At 72.0% G+C, this 22789-nt stretch carries 16 protein-coding genes; 10 read left to right on the top strand and 6 right to left on the bottom strand.

Annotated elements, in window-relative coordinates:
• Positions 1-362 (top strand): hypothetical protein (locus ETD86_RS55495; RefSeq protein WP_170223319.1); only part of this gene is annotated, 362 nt, incomplete at its 5' end.
• Positions 363-373: 11 nt separating this feature from the next.
• Here the strand turns inward: ETD86_RS55495 and ETD86_RS28610 are convergent.
• The 6 genes from ETD86_RS28610 to ETD86_RS28635 form a co-directional block, all read right to left on the bottom strand.
• Entirely contained in the window at positions 374-1321 is a 948-nt protein-coding gene (locus tag ETD86_RS28610) for a hypothetical protein (protein WP_138669264.1), read from the bottom strand.
• On the bottom strand, positions 1318-3735 hold the full coding sequence (locus ETD86_RS28615) for an AAA family ATPase (RefSeq protein WP_138669265.1): 2418 nt from the start codon (positions 3733-3735) through the stop codon (positions 1318-1320). Before ETD86_RS28615 ends, ETD86_RS28610 begins: the two co-directional genes overlap by 4 nt.
• Positions 3735-4874, bottom strand: a complete 1140-nt coding sequence (locus tag ETD86_RS28620; protein WP_138669266.1) for an exonuclease SbcCD subunit D — start codon at positions 4872-4874, stop codon at positions 3735-3737. Before ETD86_RS28620 ends, ETD86_RS28615 begins: the two co-directional genes overlap by 1 nt.
• 14 nt (positions 4875-4888) lie before the next feature.
• Positions 4889-6628 (bottom strand): ATP-binding protein, encoded by a 1740-nt coding sequence (locus tag ETD86_RS28625; protein WP_138669267.1) that lies wholly within the window; start codon positions 6626-6628, stop codon positions 4889-4891.
• Between the two features lie 253 nt (positions 6629-6881).
• A complete protein-coding gene (locus ETD86_RS28630; RefSeq protein ID WP_138669268.1) occupies positions 6882-8006 on the bottom strand; it encodes an ROK family transcriptional regulator in 1125 nt (374 codons plus the stop codon).
• A gap of 72 nt (positions 8007-8078) precedes the next feature.
• Positions 8079-8915 (bottom strand): SDR family oxidoreductase, encoded by an 837-nt coding sequence (locus ETD86_RS28635; RefSeq protein ID WP_138669269.1) that lies wholly within the window; start codon positions 8913-8915, stop codon positions 8079-8081.
• 139 nt (positions 8916-9054) lie between these two features.
• Here ETD86_RS28635 and ETD86_RS28640 point away from each other — a divergent pair, with 139 nt between their 5' ends.
• From ETD86_RS28640 to ETD86_RS28680, 9 genes are all read left to right on the top strand, one after another.
• A complete protein-coding gene (locus ETD86_RS28640) occupies positions 9055-9843 on the top strand; it encodes a hypothetical protein (RefSeq protein ID WP_138669270.1) in 789 nt (262 codons plus the stop codon).
• A gap of 159 nt (positions 9844-10002) precedes the next feature.
• The gene (locus ETD86_RS28645) at positions 10003-10101 is read left to right on the top strand and encodes an iron chelate uptake ABC transporter family permease subunit (RefSeq protein WP_281286972.1); all 99 of its coding nucleotides are present in this window, start codon (positions 10003-10005) and stop codon (positions 10099-10101) included.
• A 36-nt stretch (positions 10102-10137) separates the two neighbouring features.
• On the top strand, positions 10138-11028 hold the full coding sequence (locus ETD86_RS28650) for an SseB family protein (RefSeq protein WP_138669271.1): 891 nt from the start codon (positions 10138-10140) through the stop codon (positions 11026-11028).
• Positions 10998-11477, top strand: a complete 480-nt coding sequence (locus ETD86_RS28655; protein WP_211370386.1) for a hypothetical protein — start codon at positions 10998-11000, stop codon at positions 11475-11477. Before ETD86_RS28650 ends, ETD86_RS28655 begins: the two co-directional genes overlap by 31 nt.
• Positions 11478-11529: 52 nt before the next feature.
• Complete coding sequence (locus ETD86_RS28660) at positions 11530-11934, top strand: YbaB/EbfC family nucleoid-associated protein (RefSeq protein WP_138669272.1); 405 nt, start codon at positions 11530-11532, stop codon at positions 11932-11934.
• Positions 11931-12275, top strand: coding sequence for a hypothetical protein (locus ETD86_RS28665; RefSeq protein WP_138669273.1), 345 nt, complete (start codon positions 11931-11933; stop codon positions 12273-12275). Before ETD86_RS28660 ends, ETD86_RS28665 begins: the two co-directional genes overlap by 4 nt.
• 10 nt (positions 12276-12285) lie before the next feature.
• Complete coding sequence (locus ETD86_RS28670) at positions 12286-21357, top strand: WXG100-like domain-containing protein (RefSeq protein ID WP_138669274.1); 9072 nt, start codon at positions 12286-12288, stop codon at positions 21355-21357.
• A gap of 210 nt (positions 21358-21567) precedes the next feature.
• Positions 21568-22092: a hypothetical protein gene (locus ETD86_RS28675; RefSeq protein WP_138669275.1), complete on the top strand. Its 525-nt coding sequence runs from the start codon at positions 21568-21570 to the stop codon at positions 22090-22092.
• Positions 22085-22633: a hypothetical protein gene (locus ETD86_RS28680; protein ID WP_138669276.1), complete on the top strand. Its 549-nt coding sequence runs from the start codon at positions 22085-22087 to the stop codon at positions 22631-22633. The genes ETD86_RS28675 and ETD86_RS28680 overlap by 8 nt, the downstream gene beginning before the upstream one ends.
• Positions 22634-22789: the final 156 nt, after the last annotated feature.

The raw sequence follows: 22789 nt of genomic DNA on the forward strand, positions 1-22789 counted from the left end.
GCTCCCGCCCCACGGCCCGGCCCGCGCCCACCACCTCCAAGCCGGCCGCGACCAGCAGCGGCGACTCAGGCGGCGTGACGTCCGTGGCCTTCACCTACGAGGGCTACAAGCTGGGGGACTGCTGGCGCAGCGACACCAACATCTGGGCCAAGGTCTCGGCCACCGGCACCTACAGCTACCGATGGCTCGTCAACGGCCAGAACCAGGGCAGGCAGCAGGGCACGCCGTCGTCGAAGCCGCTGCTCCCGTCCATCGTGTGGAAGGGGCAGGGCACCTACCGCGTGGTCTTCGAAGTGGTCACGCCCAGGAGCATGCGCAAGAGCACCACGGTGACCATCTGCGACCCGTGGAAGGGCTTCTAGGCCGGCGCGATCTAAGAGCCGCCCGCGGCGGTACGCAGCGCGCGGTAGAGCAGGCGGGCGTCGCCCAGATGGTGACGCAGGAGCTTCTCCAGGCCGCCGATCGGCACGAGGTTCTGTGGCGCGCGCGGATCCTTGTAGTCCACTCCGGCCAGCGGCGGCAGGGCCAGCGTAATCGCGTCGGCGAGCCGTACGGCCTGGGCCGGCTCCAGCTCGGCGCTGGCCTCGCAGCGTGCCACCCCCGCCCAGGGGGCCGGGGACTGGACGGGGAGCCGTACGTACCAGGCGTGCCGCCGCCAGCTCGTGCCCATGAGGAAGACCGGCGTGCGCTGTCCGGGCGTGAGCGCGGCGACCACGGCGGACTGCGGCGACGGCAGGTACGCGGTGTGGTGCGTCTTGATGTAGCCCACCGTGTGCGGCAGATGCGTACGCCCCCGCAACGGCCCGTCGACCAGCAGCAGGTCGTCACTCGTGGACCGGTGCCGCACCGCCAGGTCCACCTCCAGCTGCGTGACCTGCCGCTGCAACGCCAGGGACATCTCCTCGAAGCTGGCGTCGGCGGCCTTGCCGGGGGTGTAGGTGGCGTGCGAGGTCTTGACCTCGGGCGTGTGCGGGGAGGCGGAGATCAGCGCCCGGTTGACCTCGATCTCGGCGAGGTCGGCGCCGTCCGGTCCGCATCGCACGATCCCGGCCGCGTACGAGGCGGCGATGCCGGGGACGGGCATGGGCGCGTCGGGATCGTTGACCCAGACGCGCGCGTCTATCCTGCGGACGCCGTCGGCGACCAGCAACGTTTCGGGAGCGGTGGCGTCGGGTCCGGGCGTGACGGGTTTCCAGTCGGCGGCCGGCCGCTCGATGTCCAGCACCAGCTCGGCACTGGTCGCGCCCAGCTCGGAGAGGGCCTCGACGGCGAGGGCGGCGGCATAGCCCGGGTCCCACGGGTCGACCGTGAAGCCCGTCATCCCACCTCCGCCTTCCGCACGTGCGAGCCCTTGGCGTCGCGCCTGACCTCGAAGCGTACCGGCACTCGCTCGGCCAGCGCGGGAACGTGGGTGACGACGCCGATCATGCGTTCCTGGCCGGCGGCGAGGCGTTCGAGCGTCGTGGCGACGGTGTCGAGCGTGGCCGGGTCGAGGGTGCCGAAGCCCTCGTCGAGGAAGATCGAGTCAAGGCCGCGGGCGACGGCGCCGGACAGGGCCAGGGCCAGCGCCAGCGCGGCCTGGAAGGTCTCGCCGCCGGACAGCGTGCGGGCGCTGCGCCGCATCCCGGCATCGCCGTAGTCGATGACCTCGATGTCGCCGGTCTTGTCGCTGAGGGCCAGCTCGTACTGGCCGTCGGACAACTCGCGCAGCGTCTCCGAGGCCGAGGCGACCAGCACGGCGAGGGCCTCGGCGCACAACCAGCGCTCGAAGGCGTTGGCGCGCAGGCGGAGCGCCAGCTCGTGGGCGACCTTGGCCTCGTGCTCCTTCATGGTGACCTGGTTCTCCAGGTCGGCGGCGCGCTTGCGCTCCTCCTTGAGCCGGTCGAGCGCGCTCTCCGCGCGGGCCACGGTCCCGGCGACGGCGGCGCCGAGCTGGTCGGGCGAGGCGTCACGCGGGGCCACGACGCCGTGCTCGGCCAGGCGCTCGGCCAGCCTGCGGCGGTCGGCGGCGAGCCGCTCGCCGGCCTGGGCGAGCTCCTCGTCGCACGCGGCCAGCGCGGCGCGGGCGGCCTGCGCGGCCCGGTCCCGCCAGCCGAGCAGCTCGGTCCAGGCCCGGTGCAGATCCTCGCGGATCAGGGGCGGCGGCGGGTCGTCCTGAGCGCCGGAGACGAGCAGCCGGTCGCGGGCGGACTCCAGCGTGCGCCAGGCGGTCTCGGCCTGGAGTTCGACCTGCTCGGCGGCGGTCCGTGCGCGGTCCAGTCTGCCGCGGGCGGCGCGCACGGCGGTGCGGGCCTGGGTGGCGAGCTCGTCGGCCTTGGCGATGGCGGCCAGCCGCGCTTCGAGCTCGGCCCGGTCGCCGGGGGCGGGCAGTGCGGCCAGCTCGGACTCCAGCCGGGCCGCCTGCGTGGCCAGCATCGACGCCGACGCCTCTGCCTTGGCGTGGGCTGCTCTGGCGTGCTGGGCGCGCTCGCGGGCGGTCGCGAGGGCGCGGTCGGCGGTACGCATGTCGGTGGGCTGTTCGTGGCGGGGCAGCTCGGAGATCGGGTGGTGGCAGACCGGGCACGGCTCGCCGACGGTCAGGCGCTGGACGAGGTGGGCGGCGGCGTGGGCATCACGCAGGCGTTCGCGGCGCGCCTCCACGTGGGAGAGCGCTCGTTCGGCATCGGCCACCTCGGCGGCCAGGCCCTCCAGCGGCGCGGTGGCCGAGGCGGCAGCGCCGCGAGCACGCCTGGCCTCGGCGTGCAACCGTTCGCGAGCGTCCAGCGCGGCCAGCGCCGCCCCCGGCGCGCCGCGGTCACCCAGGGCGGCCAGTGCCTCGTACGCCTCGTGGTCGTCGGCCTCCAGGGCGGAGACCTCGGCGGTCAGCGTCTCGACGGACTCGGCGGCGGCGCGGCGTTGCGAGGCCAGGGTCGGGACCGCGTCGGGCATGCGGAGCGCGGACAACACCGACTGGCGTTCGGCGACGGCGGCCCGCTCCTGCTCGGCGCGGCGGATGTCGGCCTCGCGGGCACGCAGCAGGTCCAGGTCGGCGCCGATGGTCTCGGCCAGCCGCCGCAGCGCCGCCAGCCGCTCGGCCAGCTCCCGCTCGGCCTCCTCGGTCGCGCCGGACAACTTGGCGAGCTGGTCGCGGGCGAAGGAGGCGGCCTGCTTGGCGGTCTCCTCCTCGCGGGCGGCACGCTGCCTGATCCGCTCGTACACGTCTGCGTCGAGCAGCTGCACCAGCAGGTCCTGCCGTTCGCGGGGCGCCGCGTGCAGGAACTCGGCGAAGCGGCCCTGCGGCAACACCACGCACTGGGTGAAGAACCGGTACTCCAGGCCGGTCACCTGCTGGGCCTCGATGGTGACGTTCTCGCCCTCGGCGAGGGGTTTGACCACCGCGTCGAACGCCGGCGGTGCCGCGGGGTCCAGCTCGTCGAGCCTGGCCTCCTTGGTACGCACCGCGCCCTTGGCGTCGCGCACCATCGCCCGGACCACGCCGTAGCGCCGCCCGTTGCTCTCGAACACCATCGCCACCTTGCCGGCGCTGACGGACGGCGCCAGGGCGTGGGCGACGGCGCCCTCCCTGCCCCAGCGCGGCACCGTGCCGTACAGGGCGAAGCAGATCGCGTCGATGATCGTGCTCTTGCCCGCCCCGGTGGGGCCGACGAGCGCGAAGTACTCGGTGTCGGTGAAGTCCACGGTCACCGGCTCGCGGAAGCTGCCGAAGTGGTCCAGGTGCAGCAACAGGGGGCGCATCAGCCGGTCACCTCGTCGTAGAGCCGGTCGAACAGGGTGGCCACCTGGTCGTCGTGGCGTCCGGTGGCGGCGAGGTAGTCGCGGAACAACTCGCGCGGGCTCCGGTCGGCCGAGCTCGCCCGCCGCGTGGCCGGCACCGGCCGGAACTTCTCGTCCAGCATGACGTCGACGGCGCCGGACAGCAGCTCGCGCACGTCGTCGGCGAGGCCCACGCGGGGTTTCTCCTCGACGATCACTTTGAGCCAGTCGTCGCCGGGCTCGATGGCCTCCAGCTGCTCCAGCGTGCCGCGTACGGTGCGGAGCCGGCGGGCCGAGCTGAACGTCAGCTCCCGCACCACGGCCGGCCGCCCCGGGGAGACCTCGACCAGCAGCGCGCCCGGGGTGTTTCCCTCCTCGCCGAAGTCGACGGCGAGCGGCGAGCCGCTGTACCAGATCGGGCAGGGCCCGGGGATCTGCTGGCGGCGGTGCAGGTGACCGAGGGCGGCGTACTGGGTGGCGGTCGGGAAGGCGGTCGGCTCGAAGTAGTAGGAGAAGATCGACTGCGCCTCCCGTTCGCCGCCGCCGAACGCGCCGCCGGGCAGGGTGCCGTGGGTGGTGACGAGGTTGACGGTGTCGCCGTGGAAGCCGGCGGTGAGCGCGCCGATCAGCTCGCCGATGCGGGCGGCGTAGTCGCGGTTGTGGTCGGCGGTGGTGCCGGTGAGGACCTCGGCGGCGCGTACGACGTACCGGTGCGAAAGGAACGGCAACACGGCCAGCCGCACCGGCTCACCGGACCGTGCGGTGAAGGCCAGCGTGCCGCCGGCGTCGGGACGGCGGAACGCGCCGAGCATGTGCAGCCCCAGCTTGCCCAGCACCGGCCGGTAGACCTCCAGCAGCTGCGGGTTGTCGTGGTTGCCGGCCAGCACGATCACGTCCCTGCCGTCGCCGCGCAGCGCCATGAGCGCGTTGAGGACCAGCGACTGGGCCTCGGGCGTGGGGGCGGAGGTGTCGAACAGGTCGCCCGCCACGATGACGGCGTCCACGTCATGGGTACGGGCGGCCGCGACCAGCTCGCGCAGCACGGCCCGGTGCTCGTCGAGGCGGGGGCGGCCTTTGAGCACCTTGCCGACGTGCCAGTCCGCGGTGTGGAGGATCTTCAAGAAATCACCTGTGGTCAGAAGGGCGGGATGTCGTCTTCGATGCCGGGCAGGCCCTTGAACGGATCACCGCTCGACGCCGTCACCTGCGCCGCCGCCTCCGACGGCCGGGTCGCCCACGCGGGGAAGGGGAAGGCCACGGCCAGCGGAACCGGGATCTCCGGCTGGGCCACGAACATGGTGCCCGGCTTGGCGATCGTGGCGCGCTCCCGCACGGCCGGCGGCAGCCAGCCGTACTCGGACCTGGCGGCCTCGGCCGGGTCGAGGCGGCCCGCGACGCGGACGGCGCTGTTGGAGACGATGCGGCGCTCCACCTCCGACGCGGTCTGCTGGGCGCCGATGAGGATGACGCCGAGCGAACGGCCCCGCTCGGCCACGTCCAGCAGGATCTCCTTGATCGGCGAGTCACCCTCGCGCGGGGCGTACTTGTTGAGCTCGTCCAGCACCACGAACAGCAGCGGCCGCGCCGTGCCCGAGGACTCCTTGCGATGGAACTCGCCGCGCAGCACCACGCCGACCACGAACCGCTGCGCCCGCTCCGGCAGGTTGTGCAGGTCCACGATGGAGACCTGCGCGTCGGAGGTGCTGACCGAGTGGGCACGGTAGAACGGCAGGTCGCCGCGGACGATCGGGGACAGCGGGCGGACGGCGCTGCGCAGCCTGCGCAGGAAGGCGTTGACGGTGCCGAGCGGGGTCTGCGCGCCGGTCCACTGCAGCCGGCTGCCCTCGTCCTGCAGCTGGTCGGAGAGCATCTCGACGAGGTCGGCGAACGTCCGGCAGGTCGTGCCCTGCACCATGACGGCGCCGCCGTCGCCGACCGGCTCTGCCCACGCCTTCAGCCGGGCGGCGACCTGGCCCACGAGCAGCGAGTAACCGGCCCGCTCGTCGTCGGCGTCGGCGAAGACGAACCGCAGCAGCTCCTCCTCGCAGAACTCGACCAGCGTCCAGTAGAAGGCGCTCACCCCCTGGGTACGGGCGGCGACGTGGGGAACGCCGTTGGGGTCGTTCGGCCGGGGCGGCGCGAAGACGTGCACGCTGCCGAACGGCTGCGCGGGCAGCCCGAGCCTGGCGTAGACGCTCCTCGCCTTCTCGTCGAGGCGGAGGTTGTCGTGATCGAGGAAGAGCAGGTCCTCGCCCTTGACGGAGAAGATCAGCGCCTTGGTGTTGGCCGACTCCGCGTCCAGCACCCCCGAGTTGAAGATCGAGTAGAGGAGGAAGGTGGCGAAGGAGGTCTTGGTGGCCACGCCGGACACACCCGAGATCGACACGTGGGCGCCGCGGGTGCCGTCGAGAAAGTCGAAGTTCACGTAGAGCGGCTGGCCGTCGCGGCCCGTCCCCAGGGGGATGCGCCGGTCCATGACGTCGAAGTAGAGCGCCTGGTCGCGGTCGCCGGCGCCGGCCAGGTAGACCTTGGAGCCGGGCAGCGGCGGCACGAACACCTCCGGCTCGATCCTGGTCACCCGCACCTCGGCCACCTCGACCACGGCGGCGGGCAGCGCACCCTCGGCGATCAGGAACACGTCCGAGTCGTACGCCGCGCCCTCGTGCCTGGCCTCCACGGCCGTCACCACGCCCGCGACCAGCACCGTGCCGTGTCCCGGCACCTCACGCCTGGTCACCACCACGTCGTCCAGCTGCAGGACCTTGCCCGGCTCCAGCCCGACCCAGAACGACAGCGGCGAGGCCGCCTGCGTGCCGAGAACCCGCCCGACCGCCTCGTGTTTGAGGGTCGCGCCCGCTTCGGCACTCGTTGGCATCGCAGGCTCGCTCTCTCCTGCCGAGCTCCTGCGCTCCGGCGTCACTTGTGCCGCAGGCGTCGTCGCCGCCGCCCCGTTGACCGTCACTAATCCCTCCGCCCCCAGCAATGCGCTTCTATGCGAGCGTAATGGGGCCTGAGGCATGCGTCCGGCTCATTCCCCCCGAACGCGCAGGACGCGCAGCTCGTGCGCCCCGTCCTGGCGCGTCATCTCGTAGGAGAGCCACCAATGCCCGTCGAGGATCAGGGCGTTCCTACCTTTCATACAAAAAATGGTCCAAGGCGACGGCGGCCCCACCCACCACGCCGGCGGCGTCGCCGAGCGTCGGCCGCTCCACCCGTACCGCGTCGCGGAGCACGGGAAACGCCTTGGCACGCAGCGCGGCGCGGACCCGGTCGAACACCGTCTCCGGCGCCGGGAAGAAGATGCCGCCGAGCAGGATCAGCTCGGGGTTGAACAGGTTGACCGCGCTGGCCAGCCCGGTGGTCAGGTGATCCACGAGGTCGTCCAGGAGCCCGTCCGGGATCTCCGCGAGCGGGTTGGCGGAGCGGCGGCCGAGTCGCTCGATCAGGTACGGCTCCGACACCACGGTCTCCAGGCAGCCGGTCGCGCCGCACACGCACGTGCGGCCCTTCTCCAGCACGCGCAGGTGGCCCAGCTCGGTGACCCCGTACGCGCCCGGCCGGAACGGGTCGCCACCGATCACCAGGCCGGCGCCGACTCCGGTGCGGACGTACACGTACAGGAGGGGGTCCGCGCCGGCCGTCTCGCCGTAGCGGCTCTCGGCCAGCGCCATGGAGCGTACGTTGTGGTCGACGACCGCCGGCACCTCCAGCGCGGCCTCCAGCAGGTCGGCGAAGGCCACGTCGCGCCAGCCCAGATGGACGGCCAGCACGGTGCGGCGATGTGCGGGGTCCACCGGTCCGGGAGCGGCGACCCCGATGCCCAGCAGCCGGTCCGCCGGCACGTCTGCCGTGAGCTCGGACGCGGCCTCGGCGATCCGCGCCACGACCCGCTCCGGGGCCTCGGCCTCGAAGCCGAACGACGTGCTCCGGACCACCTGGGCCCTGAGATCGCACAGTCCCAGCCGCACCGTGCCCGCGCCGACCTGGACGCCGATCACGAGACGGGCGTCCGTGCGGATCCTGATGCCGGTCGACGGGCGGCCGACCCGCTGGCCGGCGCCCTCCACGGCGTCCTCCGTGACCAGGCCCTCGTCGAGCAGCTGGCCCACCACCTTGGTCATCGTGGTGGCCGACAGTCCGAGCCGGCGCGCCAGGTCGGCGCGCGGCTGCGGGCCGTCGTCACGCAGGCTGCGCAGCACGAGGCGGCGGTGGTGCCGCCGTAAATCCTGAACAGGCGAGTATCTCTGATCCATGAGCCGCCCCTTAATTAACTATCGTTGAGAAATTAATCGGCGCAGGGCAGTCCGGTCAAACCCCCGAAATACCTATATGTTGCCCACGAGCTGCTCGAAGGTGGTCCCGGGGTGGCCGGTGAGGACCGGGATGGCGTCGCTGACACCTTCCAGCTCGCCGGCGGCGATCGCCAGATAGGTGGAGACCCACGCCTCGACCTGCCAGCCGGGCGCGTCGTAGCTCCGGCGCGACTCGTACGCCTCCTCGACCGTCTCGGGATGGTAGGTGATGGTCCGGCCGGTCGTCCGGCTCAGCGTGGCGGCGACCTCATCCAGCGTCAGCGCCTGCGGTCCGGTGAGGTCGTAGGTCGCCCCTTCGTGGGCGCTCGGGTCGAGCAGCACCGCGGTCGCCGCGTCGGCGATGTCGTCCTGGGCCACGGCCGCCACCCTGCCCTGACCTGCCGGGCCGCGGATCACGCCGTCGTCACCGGCCATGCTGGGCAGGAAGTCGGCGTACAGGCTGTCGCGCAGGAACGTGAAGGGCAGGCCGCTGTCGCGGATGTGCTGCTCCGTTGCCCAGTGGTCGCGGGCCAGCGTGAACGTGGCCGACGGCGACGCGCCATAGAAGGAAATGTAGACCAGGTGCGTGGCGCCGGCGTCGCGGGCCGCGTCGACGAAGGCCCGATGCCGGTCCAGCCGGTCGGCGCTCTCCGACGCCGAGACGAAGAGCACGGTCGTCGCCTTGTCGAGGGCGCGCCTCATCGCCTCGGGGTCGCCGTAGTCCGCACTGACCGCGGTAGCGCGGTCGAGCGAGGGCACGCGGCCGGCGTTCCGGGAGACGAGCCGCTGCTCGACCCCGGCGGCCGCGAGCCGGGCGGCGATCCGGCCGCCGAGCCTGCCGGTGGCGCCCGTGGTCACGGTGAAGGCCATGCCGCCCAGCCTACGGGCCTGTCACCGGCGCGTCCGATCCTGCTGCCCTGCCGACGGGTTGTCCATATGTGGACATTCGTGTCAACCTTTCTCCACCCTCGTCTCCTCCAGGGCCTCACCTGTCACAAGGAGAGCCACTGTGCGCGCCCACCTGATCGTCCCGATCCTCGCCCTGCAGCTCTTACCTGCCCCCGGGGCGAGCGTGGTGGAGTACGAATGCACCACGACGGACACAGGCCAGAAGCAGCAGGTCAAGGTCGACATCGAGCTGACGGTCCCGGCCCGTGCCGCGGTGGACGAGAACCTGACGATCGGCTGGCGCGGCACCTACGTGGCGGGATCCGAGCTCCGCGCACCCTCTACCGGCCTGGAGGGCGGCCTCAAGCTCTACGCCTACGCCGGCATCAGCGGGATCTCGCGGCTGACCTCCGCCACCGGCGTGGGCCAGCTCGGCACGATCACCCCGGGCCAGCCCATCCCGCTCCCCACGGCGACGGTCAACCTGACGACGACACCGCAGGACGAGGGCAACGGCACGGTGCACGCGGCGGCCATCAACTTCGGTACCAGTCCTCAGGATCCCGTGATCGAGTGCGAGGTCAAGAACAAATCCGCTCTCACGGAGCATCCCCTCGCCATCGGGGAAGCCGCCGGAACGACCACCCCCTCGACCTCCCCCACCACCACTCCCACCACGGACGACAACGAGACCGACGACCCCGGTACCACGGCCCCTGAGGCGACCACCACCGTCACGACCACCACGACCGTGACTCCGGAGGGAGGAGTCGATACGGGAGCCGGGGGCGAGGCCGGGCCGGACGGGCAGGCGTTGATGCTGGCCGGATCCCTGGTGATCCTCTCTTCAGCCACCGGCCTCCTCCTGCGCCGCCGCCGGCGCAGGAACACCCCGCAGCGCACTCGTTAGGGTCTCCATGCACACCGCCTCGCGCGGCCGCCGTCTCCGACGACCTCGTCGCCGCGGTCACCGCCATGGTCGGCGCCCGCCGCTCCAGGGGCCCCGTCGGTCTCCGTCCTCCCCGGCGCCCTCCTAGGCAGCCTCGCCGACACGCTGGGCCGCACGGTCATCGCCCCGGCCCAGGTCCCCGCCAGCCTGGTCACGGCTCTGATCGGCACGCCGTACTTCATCTACCTCCTGTGGCGCGCCCGATTCCACGTCCGGTAGCGGGCCGGGCTGGCATAAATCCGGCAAACTGGGCGGATGACGCTCACCCACTATCGACCGGCCACGCCGTTCGAGGAGCGGCTGTGGGCCGCCCACCAGGACGGGCATGACGCCTTGTGCCTTAGCCTGCTCCGCGACGCGGACCTGGCACTGCCGATCACCGCCGCCGCGGCGGCCGGGACCGAGGCGCCGACCTGGGCGACGGCCGCCGACGCCGAGCGGACCTGGCTGCTGGCGTTCACCTCCGTCGCGGCGATGCGGCTGGCCACCGGCGGCGGCGCCGAGTATTGCCGCGTCGTCACGCTGGTCGAACTGGCGGCCGGCTGGCCGGACCTGAGGTGGGGCCTGGCGATCAATCCGGGACTCGCGGCCGCCTTCATGCTGGAGTCCGGGACGGTGGCCAGGCTGGCGGTGCCCACGCTGGCCCACGACCTCATGCTCGATCCCGCCTCGGGGGTGCCGGCGGTCCAGAAGCTGCTCTCCCCCGCCGATGTCCACGACCTTCTGGCCGAGGGCGAGCCGCGGGTCTCCGGCTACTGCCATCACGCCCTCGACGTCTCGCACATCGCGACGCCCGCCGTACTCGCCGCGGCGCTGGGGCAACCTGACATGCTGACCGCGAACGGCTCGCTGAACCTCCTGCGCTGGCGCCCCGCCGGCCTCGGCCTCTACCGCACCCCCTATGGCGGGACCGACGAGGAGGGCAGGGCCGCCGTGGCCGGCTGGGTGGTCGAGGAGCCGCCCTTCGTGGGGATGGGCCTGGTGCCGAGCGTCGACCACGTCATCCGCGAGTACAAGGTGTACGGCGTGGGCCTGCCGCACGGCGCGGAGATCTGGGAGCTCACTTCCGGGGGAACCGAGCACCGCCGCGCCATATACCACGGCGACCTGCGGCGATGGCTGCTGGTCGGGACACGGGCGCGATGAGCTGGCACTTCTACCGGGCCCGCTGGCGGGGCGCGGACTACCTGGCCAGTCCCGAACCGCACTCCCTGGAGCTGTGGGTACGGCTGCGCAGCCCCGTACCGGTGGACGGTTTCGACGAGGTCGAGCCCGGCTGCCACATCCGCACGGTGCCCGCAGCGGAGTGCGCGGCCCTTCACTTCGTGACAACGGTGTGCCATTGGCGGGGGGAGAGGTTCCACGTGCATGGCGAGCAGGACGGGCGGCTGTTGCTCGAGTACCTGGGCGGATCCGCGCGCGCCGCGCGCGAGCTGAGCATGGAGCGGATCGAGCGGGGCGTGTACCGCCTCTGGGTGCCCCGTACGGAGGTCACCGACCTGCGCGAACACGCCGTGCCACTGAATGTCCATGAAACAACACTTTCGATGAAGCTCTTGCCTTCTGATGTTGATGTGACCGAAACTCACAATTAACACAGCATTGTCCTGGGGGACGTGCGTGAAAGGCATGGCTTCAGGGGGTGTCATGGAATCGTCCGGCCGGCCGGAAGTGGCGGCGATGAGGGCCTATGCCGACGAGCTGGGTGACATGTTCCGGCGGATCAACGACGCGGGCCTGGAGCTGCATGCCGAAGCCAGAGCGGTCCAGATCACCGAGAAATCCCGTGACGGCTTGGTGACGGTGACCGTCGGCGCCCGGGGCGAGCTCGTCGGGCTCGACCTCGACCCGCGCATCTACCGGCGGACCGACGCGCGGTGGCTGGCCGACACGATCACCGACACGGTTCGCCGGGCGGCGGCCAGAGCTCGGGAGCGCATCGCGGAGATCCTCGAGCCGGTGATCCCCCGCGAGGAACTCATGGCTCACCTCGACGGCGATCTCGAAACCGCCATGACGCGGCTCGTCGACCGGATGGAGGGCAAGAAGTGAGGCTCTGGGACGGCACGGAGATCGCCAAGTCCATCGTGGACCAGGGGATCTCCCAGTGGTCGACGATGGCGGAGGCCCTCGAGCAGGAGTCGTCGCGCCTGATCACTCAGGTTGAGGATGCCCTCGCCGCGGCCCCATGGGGCGGCGGCGCCGAGGGCAGGGCGTTCCTGACCGCCCACTTCCGCGGTGACGGCCCCAACCGGATGCTCACTCAGTGCGCCGATCTCACCAAGGAGATCACCGACGCGGGGACCAGGGTGCGCCAAAGCGTCGACAACACTCTGCAGACGGATGCCGATATCAAGCAGAACCTCGCGGCCGGACTGACGATCCTGATCTGAGACCAGGGACGTGACGATCAACAGTGGTATCGGGGTCCATGGGTCCGGCAGCCAGGACCCGGCCGGCCAGGCGACCGCACTGCCCGCGGTCCGCATCGACAGGGACGTCCTCCCGGCGTGGGAGGATGTGGCGCTGCCCGACTGGGTCGTCTACTGGCTGATCCCCATGCTGTCGGCCGGGCAGAAATGGCCGGAGGCCAGCGAGAGCGGGCTGTCGAAGCTGGCCCAGGCCTACGATGACCTGGCCGAGGGGGCCATCGGCTCCACGCCCGACGCCGGCTTCGCCGCGCGCGTCATCGTGACCGGCTGGGCCGCACCCCCCACCGCGGACTTCGTCTCCAGAGTCCAGTTCCTGTACGGCCACGAAGGCGGAATGGCCGGGGTGTCCGGGAACGCGCGGGCCTACTCCCAGCAGGCAAGCAACTTCGCCGTCGAGACCCAGTACTCCAAGCTCTCCATCAACGTGTGCTTCAAGGTGGCCCTCGTCGCCATCGCCATCGCCTTCATCGCCGCCTTCTTCACCGCCGGGTCCGCCACCGCGATCGTCGGTCCGTACGCGGCCGCGGCTCGCGCCGCCATCAGCCGGATCCTCGTCAGGCTCGCGACGCTGGGCGGCAGGCAACTGAGCGTCCAGCAACTGGCCAGGGTGACCACGCTCAGCGGCGCCACCGGGCAGGGCCTCCTCGCCAGGCTTCTGAGCACGTCGATGGGCCGGGAGCTGGTCGAGGAGATCGGCGAGGAGTTCTTCATCGACGCGATCGCCCAGTACCAGCAGATGCAGATGGGCACGCGGCAGACGTGGGACTGGCTGAAGTCCCAGGCCGCCATCATCGGCGCCGGCGCCGGAACGGTCGTGGGCACGAAGCTGGCCGGACCCGTGTCCCAGGTCACCACGCGCGTGCCGGGTTTCGCGGGCCGCGCGCTGACCACTGGCCTGACCAACACGATCGCCTCCCCGTTCGGCAGCTTCATCGCCAACGGCGCGGTCTACGGGCAGTGGCAGAACCCGTTCACGGCCGATGCCCTCATGGGCGGATTCCTCGGCGGCGCCGGGCGCACCGGAACGATCAGCCCGTTCAGTCCCGACGTCTACACCGCGCTGACCAACCCGCTGACCTCCCTCGCCTCCGCTTACGACGCCGCCGCGCGCGCCGACGCCCGCATGGCGGGCAACCCGCCTCCGGACCCGGTGGGCGCGAACCCATCAGGCGGTGGCCCCAGCGGGGGCGGCGGCCAGCCCAGCATGTCCGGTTCCGCGCGCGAGCCTGATGCCGTGGCCCCCACGCCGGCGAGGACGGGCGGTACAACCGCATCTCCTGACCCGGGGGGCGGGAGGCCGGGCACCGCGTCGTCCACGCCCGGCCGGGACGACGACGGCAGGCGCGCGGCCCCTGCGCCGGACCCGGAAACGGCCTCCCCCCGGCGCGGCTCGACACTGCAGCCCACCGGCGAGGTGACGCCGCAGCCCGAGGGGGACGCCGCCCGGACGCCAGGCGACCCTCCGCGGGACGTCTCCGCGGCGGAGCAGGATCGCCCCGCCCACAGCGCCGCGACGCCGACACAGCCGGACGGCCCCGCCTCAGAGCCAGAAAGTCCCACCGCACAGCACGACGAACAGCCCACGCCGTCGGACGAACAGCCTGCGCGACCGGACGAACGGCCTGCGCAGGCCGATGAGCAGCCGACGCAGCTCGCCGACCAGACGACGGTCGCCGCCTCCGCCCCCGTCGCCGAGCCCATGACCGCCACGGTCCGTGCCCGTACGGCGCTGATCGGCGCGCTCAGCGCCGACTTCCCCGGCGCGGTGATCGGCCCGACGGGCGACTTGCTCATCTCCACCCCCGACGGCGTGCGCGCGATCTCCGCCGCCACCATGAGCCGCATCCGCGCCGCCCTGGACACCCGCGCCGAGGAGGTCCAGGACCTCGCGAACCTGCAGGCCGAGGCGGCCGCCATGCTGACGGTCGCCTCGGCCGGAGAGACGACCACGCAAGCGGACCCCGCACCCGACGACGGCCGCGCCGCCGAGCCGGCGTACACGAGCAAGCCGGGGACGGTCACGTCACGGCCGGTCCCCGGCACCAGATACGTGCCTGACGGCAGGCAGGGCCCCGACCTGGATCTCGACGAGGTGCGGAACGCCGTCGGCGAGCTGCTCGCGGACCACTTCCTCGGCCAGGACGTGACCGGCTTCTCCTGGTCGCCGGACGGCCGGACGCTGGCCGTCCACACCAAGACGCACGGCACCCAATTCTTCCGCCCCGTCATCGGCGGCCTGTCTCCGGACCTGATGGGCCAGACCAAGGTCAAGGCCGGCACGGACGAGAACCACCCACACCTGGTCCACTTCGGCGCGCGCATCGCGCCCGGCCAGGTGTCCAGGGTCTGGCTGCACGAGATCACCGACACCCTGCAGGAGGTGCAGTCCGCCGGCCACGGCAAGCGGAGGAAATTCCTGCCGGGCCGGCGCCGGACTGCCACGCAGGACGCGTGCGTGGCCGCCCGGTTCAACGAGCTGGCGTTCCTGACCCACAAGTGGCGGCAGGCGCCGACGCTCCAGGAGAAGCGGCTCCTCGCCGTCGACATCGACGGCGTGGCCCGGGAGCTGAGCGGACGCGGTCACACGCCGCCGTTGCCGCCCTGGGCGCCCACTCAGGCCACCAGGCCGCAGCGGACACCGGCCTTACCCGGCGATCATTCGTCCGCGCAGGACGTACAGTCCGTCATCGACGCACTCGTCCAGGCTGAGCAGGCGATCCAGCAGCAGATCGACGCGAAGCGGAGCAGCAGGGATGCGGCCCGCGAGCAGGCCAAGCAGGCTACGCGGCGGAAGCGGAAGGCGCTCAGGCAGCACGACCAGGGCCGGTTCAAGCGGGCCGGCGACGCGCGCCAGGAGCACCAGGCGCACCGCGCCACGCAGAAGCGGCACACCAGGATCGCCAACGCGTACGCAACCGCGCTGGCGCGGGCGATGAAGGCGAGGCTGGCCTACGAGCAGGTGCTCGCGGCGATGAACCAGGCGGGAGGACCCACTCAGCCTGGGGAGGTGAACATGACCACCGTCAGCAAGTCGCTGACGGCCAAGGCCACCCGGCTCCACCAGAGCTATCTGAACGCGCTGGCCGCGGCGCTGCCGCAGGAGGACAGCCTCTCCACGGCCATGCCTACGGGCCGGCTCCCTCATCTGACCACCCTCACCACCACCGTCAACGAGATCCTGGGCCGCAACGGCGCCGGTCACAAGTTCACCCCGGACGAGCTCGAGCGCGCCCTGCGGGCCGACTTCCACAAGGCCGTCTCCCCGGACGGCGTCGTGCTGCGCGTGGGCCGCGGCAGAACCGCGGCGGAGATACGGGTCAGGCTCTCCCTCACCGACCTGGCCGAGGTGCTCGACCCCGCCGTCAGGGCGTCGGAGATGATGGTCGGTCTGTTCTTCCAGTCGGCGCGGACGGTCTCGGCCACCGAGTCCAGCAGCGGCGTATTGCCGCTCGGCCTCAACACCACGGTGCTGGCACAGCTCCTGCCCGATAACGATTGGAGGGCGCTGGCCACGATGGTGGGTGTCGGCCTCGGGGCCGCGGCCGGGCGCAACTCGTCGGCGTCGGGCGGCGCGGGGATGTTCGCGCAGGGAGGCTCGGTCGCGGACAACAGGAGCGAGTCGCTGCTGTTCGACGCCGCCGCGACCTGGACCGTGGAGGTCCGGACGGGGAAAGACGTGGGCTGGCGGGAGACCACGGTGGTGGACTCCGGCGCACCCGGTGACGCCGCCTCGCAGCGGCTGTGGATCTCGCACTCCTACACCGACCAGCCGCCGCGCAAGCTGGCCCGGATCGACGACGCCAAGCGGGACCCCAAGCTCCCCAACCACGTCATCTCCGGCATGACGGGCCTGGAGGACGCGCTCGGCGAGCTCGCCGCCGCGCTCGGCGGAGAGTACACCGAGGTCGGGGCCGTGGCCCACGACGAGCTGCGCATGTTCGTGACGGACGAGCTGCCCCACCGCCTGCGCGACGCGGTCAACACCGGGCTGGATCGTGTCTTCACCAAGGACGGCGAACCGCATGCGAGGGTACGGGCCGAGACCAGGGTCGTGCTCGTGGAGACTGAGCCGCTGGGCGGGCCGAGCGCCGAGGAGTGGGAGGAGGAGGTGCTCGTCGACTTCGTCGCCGTGCCTGGCGGGGCCTCGTCCGGCGGGTCGCTGGAGGGGAAAGTCTCGGCCGGCTTCACCCCGACCGTCGACGGCCCGGGCTCCTACGAGCCGAGCTTCGGGCCCAAGGTCAAGGGATCCAGATCGGCGTCGCGGTCATACCCGGCCACCGCCAACAGGCAGGCGATCCACCCGAGCGTGCACAGGAAGACCAGTCCGAAGCAGAGCTACCGGCTCGCGCTGGAGACCACGTTCATCGTGGAGACGTTCGGCAAGCCGCCCGTCAAGCTGACGCCGATGCGCGGCACGGCGGTGCTCAGCATGCGGGAGTCGGCCGCGTACCGCTTCGGCCTGCCCGTCGACAGCTCGGCGCTGATGTATCAGGACGGCCGGCCCCTGACCGACGCGGACGGGAATCAGGTGCTGCGCGGCGACCCACTGCCCACTCCGCCACCGGGCCGCAAGGCCGAGCTTCCCGACTGGCTCGGCGACGGCCCGGGCAAGATGCGCGGCGCGGGGCCCGCCCTCGTCCAGGACATCAGCGGGCTGGAGGAGGTCAGGCAGAAGGCGCTGGACAAGCTCGCCGACCGCGGCATCGTGCCGAAGATCGTGAACGGCGTGCCGCAGTACTCCTCCAACCGGCTCGAGCGCGCCAGCCAGATACTCAACCTGCAGGAGGTCACGGAACAGCTGTCCGAGCACCGGATCAGATCCGCCTACGACTCGCTGGCGCAGGACGGCATCCTCGTCGACCTGGTGCTGCATGGCCTGAACAGCGCGCCGAAGCACTTCATGATGCGGATTTCGCTGAAACAGGACTTCGGGGACTCGCGCTACATCGGATACACGGAGTCGGAGACCGTGGTCAACCTCGACATCGGCTCCGACACCTCGGCCCGATCCGTCAGCCGGTCCAGGACCTACTCGGGCGGGCTCTCCCTCGTCGAGAGTGATGGCCCCGGCGTGGGTCAGAACGGGCTGTCGCACGAGGCGAGCATCAACGCCGGCGGCGACCGCAAGCGTACGGCGGGCTCCAACGTCGGCAGCACGGTCAACGTGGTGACGCTGCAGGAGAGCACCGGTCCGGTCGCGATCTTCTCGCTGGCCCACGAGCTGAGCATCGAGCTCCTGCACGACGGCGAGTCGACGCCGCTGGCATCCGGCAGGGGGCGGGCCAAGCTGCTGTTCGCCGCCGACCTCCTGCCGCCGGAAACCGGGCAGGCGCCCGCGCCGCTGGGGAAGATGTCCAGCAAGCTGCTGTCCAGCGCGCGGCTCCTGCACATGGACGTGCGCGACCTGCTTCCCGCCGCGGAGCGGGTGCTGCCGCGGGGGATGCGCCCGGATTCCGTCGCGTACCAGACCCTCACGGCGTTCCTGAACGTGCGCAACCTCGTCGCCCACCCCAAGTTGCTGTCCAGCCCCCTCACCACCGACCTCGCGATCCGCACCCGGGGATTGCCCACCCGGTCGAAGCTGTCGGTGGCCGGCGAGGTCGGCGAGGCGGAGGTGCTGTGCGTCGTCGACCAGGTGAACGGCGACATCCTCTTCGGGCTCGCCAGCGCCGGCGTGTCCTGGGGCGGGTCGTCCGGCCACTCCGCCGGCGCCTCGACGAACCTCACCGACCTCAACGACGGCGGGAAGTCGAGCAACGGCGGCACGCTCTCCCTGCCCTCCCGCTCAGGAGGCACCGCCGACTCCACCTCGATCCTCGACATCTGGGGCAGCGAGGAGCTCACGATCGAGTTCGGCCGCCAGTACATCGTGCGAGCCCCCGTGGACCTCACCCTCACCGGATCGGAGAGCGCGACGCGGGCGCTGCCGCTGGTGGACAGCCTTACGCTCGGCGAGACCCTGACGGACACAGCGCAGGGCACCGCGCTGTTCTCGCTCCCCGAGTTCGACGCGCTCCTGATGTACGCGGAGGGCGAGCTGGCGCTGCCGGGAGCCCTGGTGGGCGACGCGGTCGAGCGGTTCCTCAACGGCAGCCTGACCCTCGACCGAAGCCTCGCTGTGCCTCTGGTCCAGCGGTACCTCAAGGACATGGCCCAAGCCGGGCCCGCCAACCCGGGGTTCGCGAGGCGGCACACCCCGCGGAACCTGCTCGCCAAGATCAGAGAGGTCGCGGGCCTCGGCCCGGCGGCGACCACGGCCCAGCAGGGAAACCAGAGACAACAGCTCGACCAGACATTGAGCGAGGCCGCGGACCTGATCGAGCGCTCCAGAGACGTCGTGATCGCCCCGTCGTACGACCGGGCGATGGGCGTGGGCGCGGCCAAGTCGCTCGATTTTACCGACGAACAGGGCAATCCGGTCAACATACGGAACGCGGTGCAGGACGCCGTCCGCGCCGCCGCCCCCGAGGCGCTGGACGGGAGCCCGACGCTGAGCGAGGAGCTCGACGTCGACTTCTCCAGCGACTCCGCGCGGATCCACGTCACCGACATGTGGTCGAAGCGCGGCTACGAGAAGAGCTACCTCGTGCAGGCCGGCCCGCAGGTCAAGCGGGCCGAGGAACTGACGGTCCGGGCCCGGCTGGTCTACACCGACGCCGCGGACTCCCGCCGGGGCACCCTCCTCACGCACACCTCGCAGTCCGGGGTCATCGTCCAGCACTACCGCTACGTCGATCGGTCGCACTCTGAGGCGTACAACGGCTCCTACTCGGCGGGGCTGGACCACAGCGCCGCGGACGAGGGCGACGGGCGCGGGATGGGCGCGTCGACGGACCGGGGGCGCGGGTACTCGGGCTCCGTCAACCAGCAGGATACGCGGCTGAAGCGGATGTCCGTCTTCAACGGCCTCAACCGGGTCCGGCAGGAGATGACCCTGGTCATCGAGGTCGAGCGCAGGCCGGTGCGCGGCGCGATCCCGGCGAAGGTGGACCGGTGGATCGGCGTGCTCCGGGGCAGGCGCCGCACGGCTCCCCCGGTCACGTACGGCGCCTCACTCGTACGGAGCATCCCGACCGGCATGATCCGGCCCGTCGCGGAGGATCCGGGACCGCTCGTCGTCGTGCCCGACCCCCGGCAGGTCGAGCTGCACCCCGGCCACTTCCCACAGGCGCTCTGGGAGGACCCGCACCGGCCGAGCCTCTTCGAGGTGGTCACCGCCCAGTTCGGGAAGATGCTGGGCGCCGAGACGGTCGAGGAGCAACGACCGGAGTTGGTCGCACGACTGTCCCCGTCGGCCCTGCTGACCGGCTTCGAGCGGATGGCGGGCGCCGCGGGCGACACCTCCACGCGGGTGACCAGGCAGAAGTTCAAGGACCAGGGCGCCGAGGTCACGATCCAGGCCCGCACGTCGGACCTCACCATCGTCGCCGGGCCTTTCGAGGCCGAGAGAGGAGAGGTCGACAGGAAGGCCGACGCCCAGAACGCGACCGTGTCCCGGAGCCGATTGGTGCCCGTCGGCATGAGCACCAGCGCGAGTGACGGCGGCTCGGGCCTTGACGGCAGCGTGCGGGCCGGCGAGCAGGCGTCGGAGAGCGTGACCGACCATCACGGGGCGCGCCGCGAGCGCAGCATGTTCGAGAAGGGCACCGCCGCCTACACCGTCCGGCTCAGAGTCGACTACGACCTGACCTTCCAGCACGTCGCGCGGCTGCGGGACGGCAGCGAGCGCGCCGTCGGGGATCCCGCCCACCTGCCGTCCGCCGCCGGCAGCCAGGTGGACGTGACGCTCTACGAGGACGAGCTCGAGGAGCTGCGCTCCCGGATGGAGTCCAACGTGCGGCTCGCGCCCCCGCGCTCCGGCGATCCCGGATGGACGACGTTCACCTTCGTCCCCGGCCCCGGCTCGCAGAGGCCGATCCAGGTCCTGCAGGCCGCCCGCCTGGCCGCCCGAGAGCGCGGCGCGGTGGCCCGCGTGGCGGTCCGGGAGGCGGACGGCCTCCATCGCTACCGGGCCGCCCCCGACGGCACCGTGCACAGCGAGACGCCCGACGGGGGGTTCGCCGAGGCTTTCGCCACCCTCTCCCCCGCGCTGCTTGACGCGGCCGACCGAGCCGGCCTCAATCTGCGCCACGTCTTCATGAGCTCTGCGGTGCCCGGCACGTTCGCCCGGCAGGTCGAGGCCGCCCTTACGGCGCGCCGCGTCCCCGTGGCCGACCCGGACAAGCCGGCCTGGCCCGCCCACCAGCCGACGTCGAGCTCGCCGGTGGGCGGGAGCGTCGCCCAGGGAATCACGTCCGTGACCTCTCCCGCGATCGAAGGCACGCCGTTCAGCAGGTCCGGCCGGCCCGCCGGGGATCCGGACCTGACCCTGGCCGAGGTACGCGCGCAGCACGTCTTCGCGGCCGACGTGGGCGGGGCCGGCGCGCACCTGTCCTGGTCCGCGGACGACCAGCTGACCCTCCAACTGCCCGCCGTGCCGGACCAGCACGTCCGCGTGCTGATCGGCGACCCGGGGGAGGGCTTCAACGCCACCACCGAGCTGCACGCGGGCACGGAGGAGGACCCGCACGTCATGCGCGTCTGGCCGAGGGTGCACCCGGACGCCGTGTCGTCGCTCCTCGTGCACGAGCTCTCGCACGTCACGCAGGCCGCCGCCGCGACGGCCGCGGGCGCGCCGCAGGGCGTGATCAGGACGTCGCTGTCGGACCACCAGGCCGAGGGCACGGACCTTTGCCTGACCCCCCGCCTGGACGAGCACGCCCATCTGTCGCGCAAATGGCGCGCGGCCACCGACCCCGCCGTACGCTCGCGCCTGGCCGACGCGATCGACGCCATCAGCGCGGACATCGAACGCCGCGGCCACACCCCGCCCTCGCCCCCGTGGGGAACGGGCCCGCGCGCGCCGGCCGCCGCCCAGCCGCAGAGCCCGATCGAGATGCTGCTCAACGCGGCGTCGCCCGGCCTCGACGCCTCGGAGGCCGGGCTCGCCAGGCTGGCGGAGGTCGCCGGGGTGGCGCCGGGCACGCCGGCGAGTTCACCGTGACCGCCAGCGGCGCCTTCACGATGGCGCCTGGACGAGGCGGCGGAGGGGCCGCCGAGGTGAGCGTTGGGCTCGCGGGCGGGCCATCGAGTGCGGAGCCGCGCTCATGCGCGCCCGGGTCCAGGCGCGGCCACTGCGCCGGGCCGCCACGGGTACGAGCGTGAGCGGGGCCGCGTGTTCCGGCATGATGGAACTCCCGGAGAGAGGACGGCTATGGCATTCGCGGTGGCGCGGACGAGGGACGAGGCGCATCTCTACCTCGATCTGCACCCGTGCGCCTGTGGATCGGCGGACACCACCTGGCGCACTGGGCTGGTCGACGTCGAAGGGGAGCTGGTCAACCGCTATTCCGGCACGTGCGAGACGTGCGGGACGCCCCGGGAGCACTTGTTCGGGCTGCCGGAGCGCCCAGTGATGCCGGCCGGATACCCGACGTTCGGCGGGGTGGAGCCATCGGAGCTGCTCGACGCGGGCGAGTGGCTGTGGGTGGCCGACCTGACGGCGGGCAACGTCCCGGTGGACGACCAGGCCGAGGCCCGGCGCGCGCTGAGGATCGCGACCGCGGCCGTCGAGGAGGTCGTCAAGTTCGTGCCACCGGGCGTGGACGCGGTGCCCGACGACGGGTTCTGGTCCGAGCGCGGGCGGCGGATGCGGGCGGCCGAGCCCGGCAGGTTCCAGCTCGACCGGCTGCTGGTCGTCAGAAACTCCTACCAGGACCTGGCGGGCCGCTATGCCTGAGCGCGGTCTCGCACGTTCGCTTGTGGAGGCGTACGTCCACCTCGACCTGGTGGCCCACGGTGGCGAGCCGGGCGCTTCGCGCCGGGCAGCGGTCGCCGAGGAGCAGGACGGCTGGGTGCTGCGTCTCGGCGACGCGGAGGTCCTCGTTCCCTACGAGGCCGAGGCGGGGGCGAGGCATGAGCAGCTGACCTTCGGCTCCGGCCTGTCCGAGCTGATCGACCCCGGTCAGTGGGTGCTCATCGCCGCCACGTACGCGCGCAGGGCCCTGGAGGGCGGGCTGTTCCTCGCCGCCGGTCCCTCGGACGCCGGGGCGTTCGACACGGTTGCGGCCGACTGGCGGGTGGCTGCCGACGCCGTGGCGGAAGCGCTGAAATTCTTCCCCGACGGCGCCACCGAGCTGCCCCAGGAGGCGTTCTGGAGCGAGATGGGCAGGTCGCTCCGCGAGCTCCAGCCCGATCGGCTCACCAGGCGGAAACTGGAGGACGATCTCGCCTTCTACCGTCAGAGCCTGGACGACCTCCACCGCCTCCAGACCCAATGACCACCGCTCACCGTCTGCGACGTGAGACGCCGGTGCGCATCCCGGCACCGTGGCCGAGCACGGCATGAGACGAACAACCCACGGGACGTCGACCTCACTCTTCAAACATGGAGTCGAACGCGTCGGCCCAGCTCCTTGACGACTCCAGGGAACTGA

Origin of the sequence: Nonomuraea turkmeniaca, from assembly GCF_005889735.1 — a bacterium.
Lineage (GTDB): Bacteria > Actinomycetota > Actinomycetes > Streptosporangiales > Streptosporangiaceae > Nonomuraea > Nonomuraea turkmeniaca.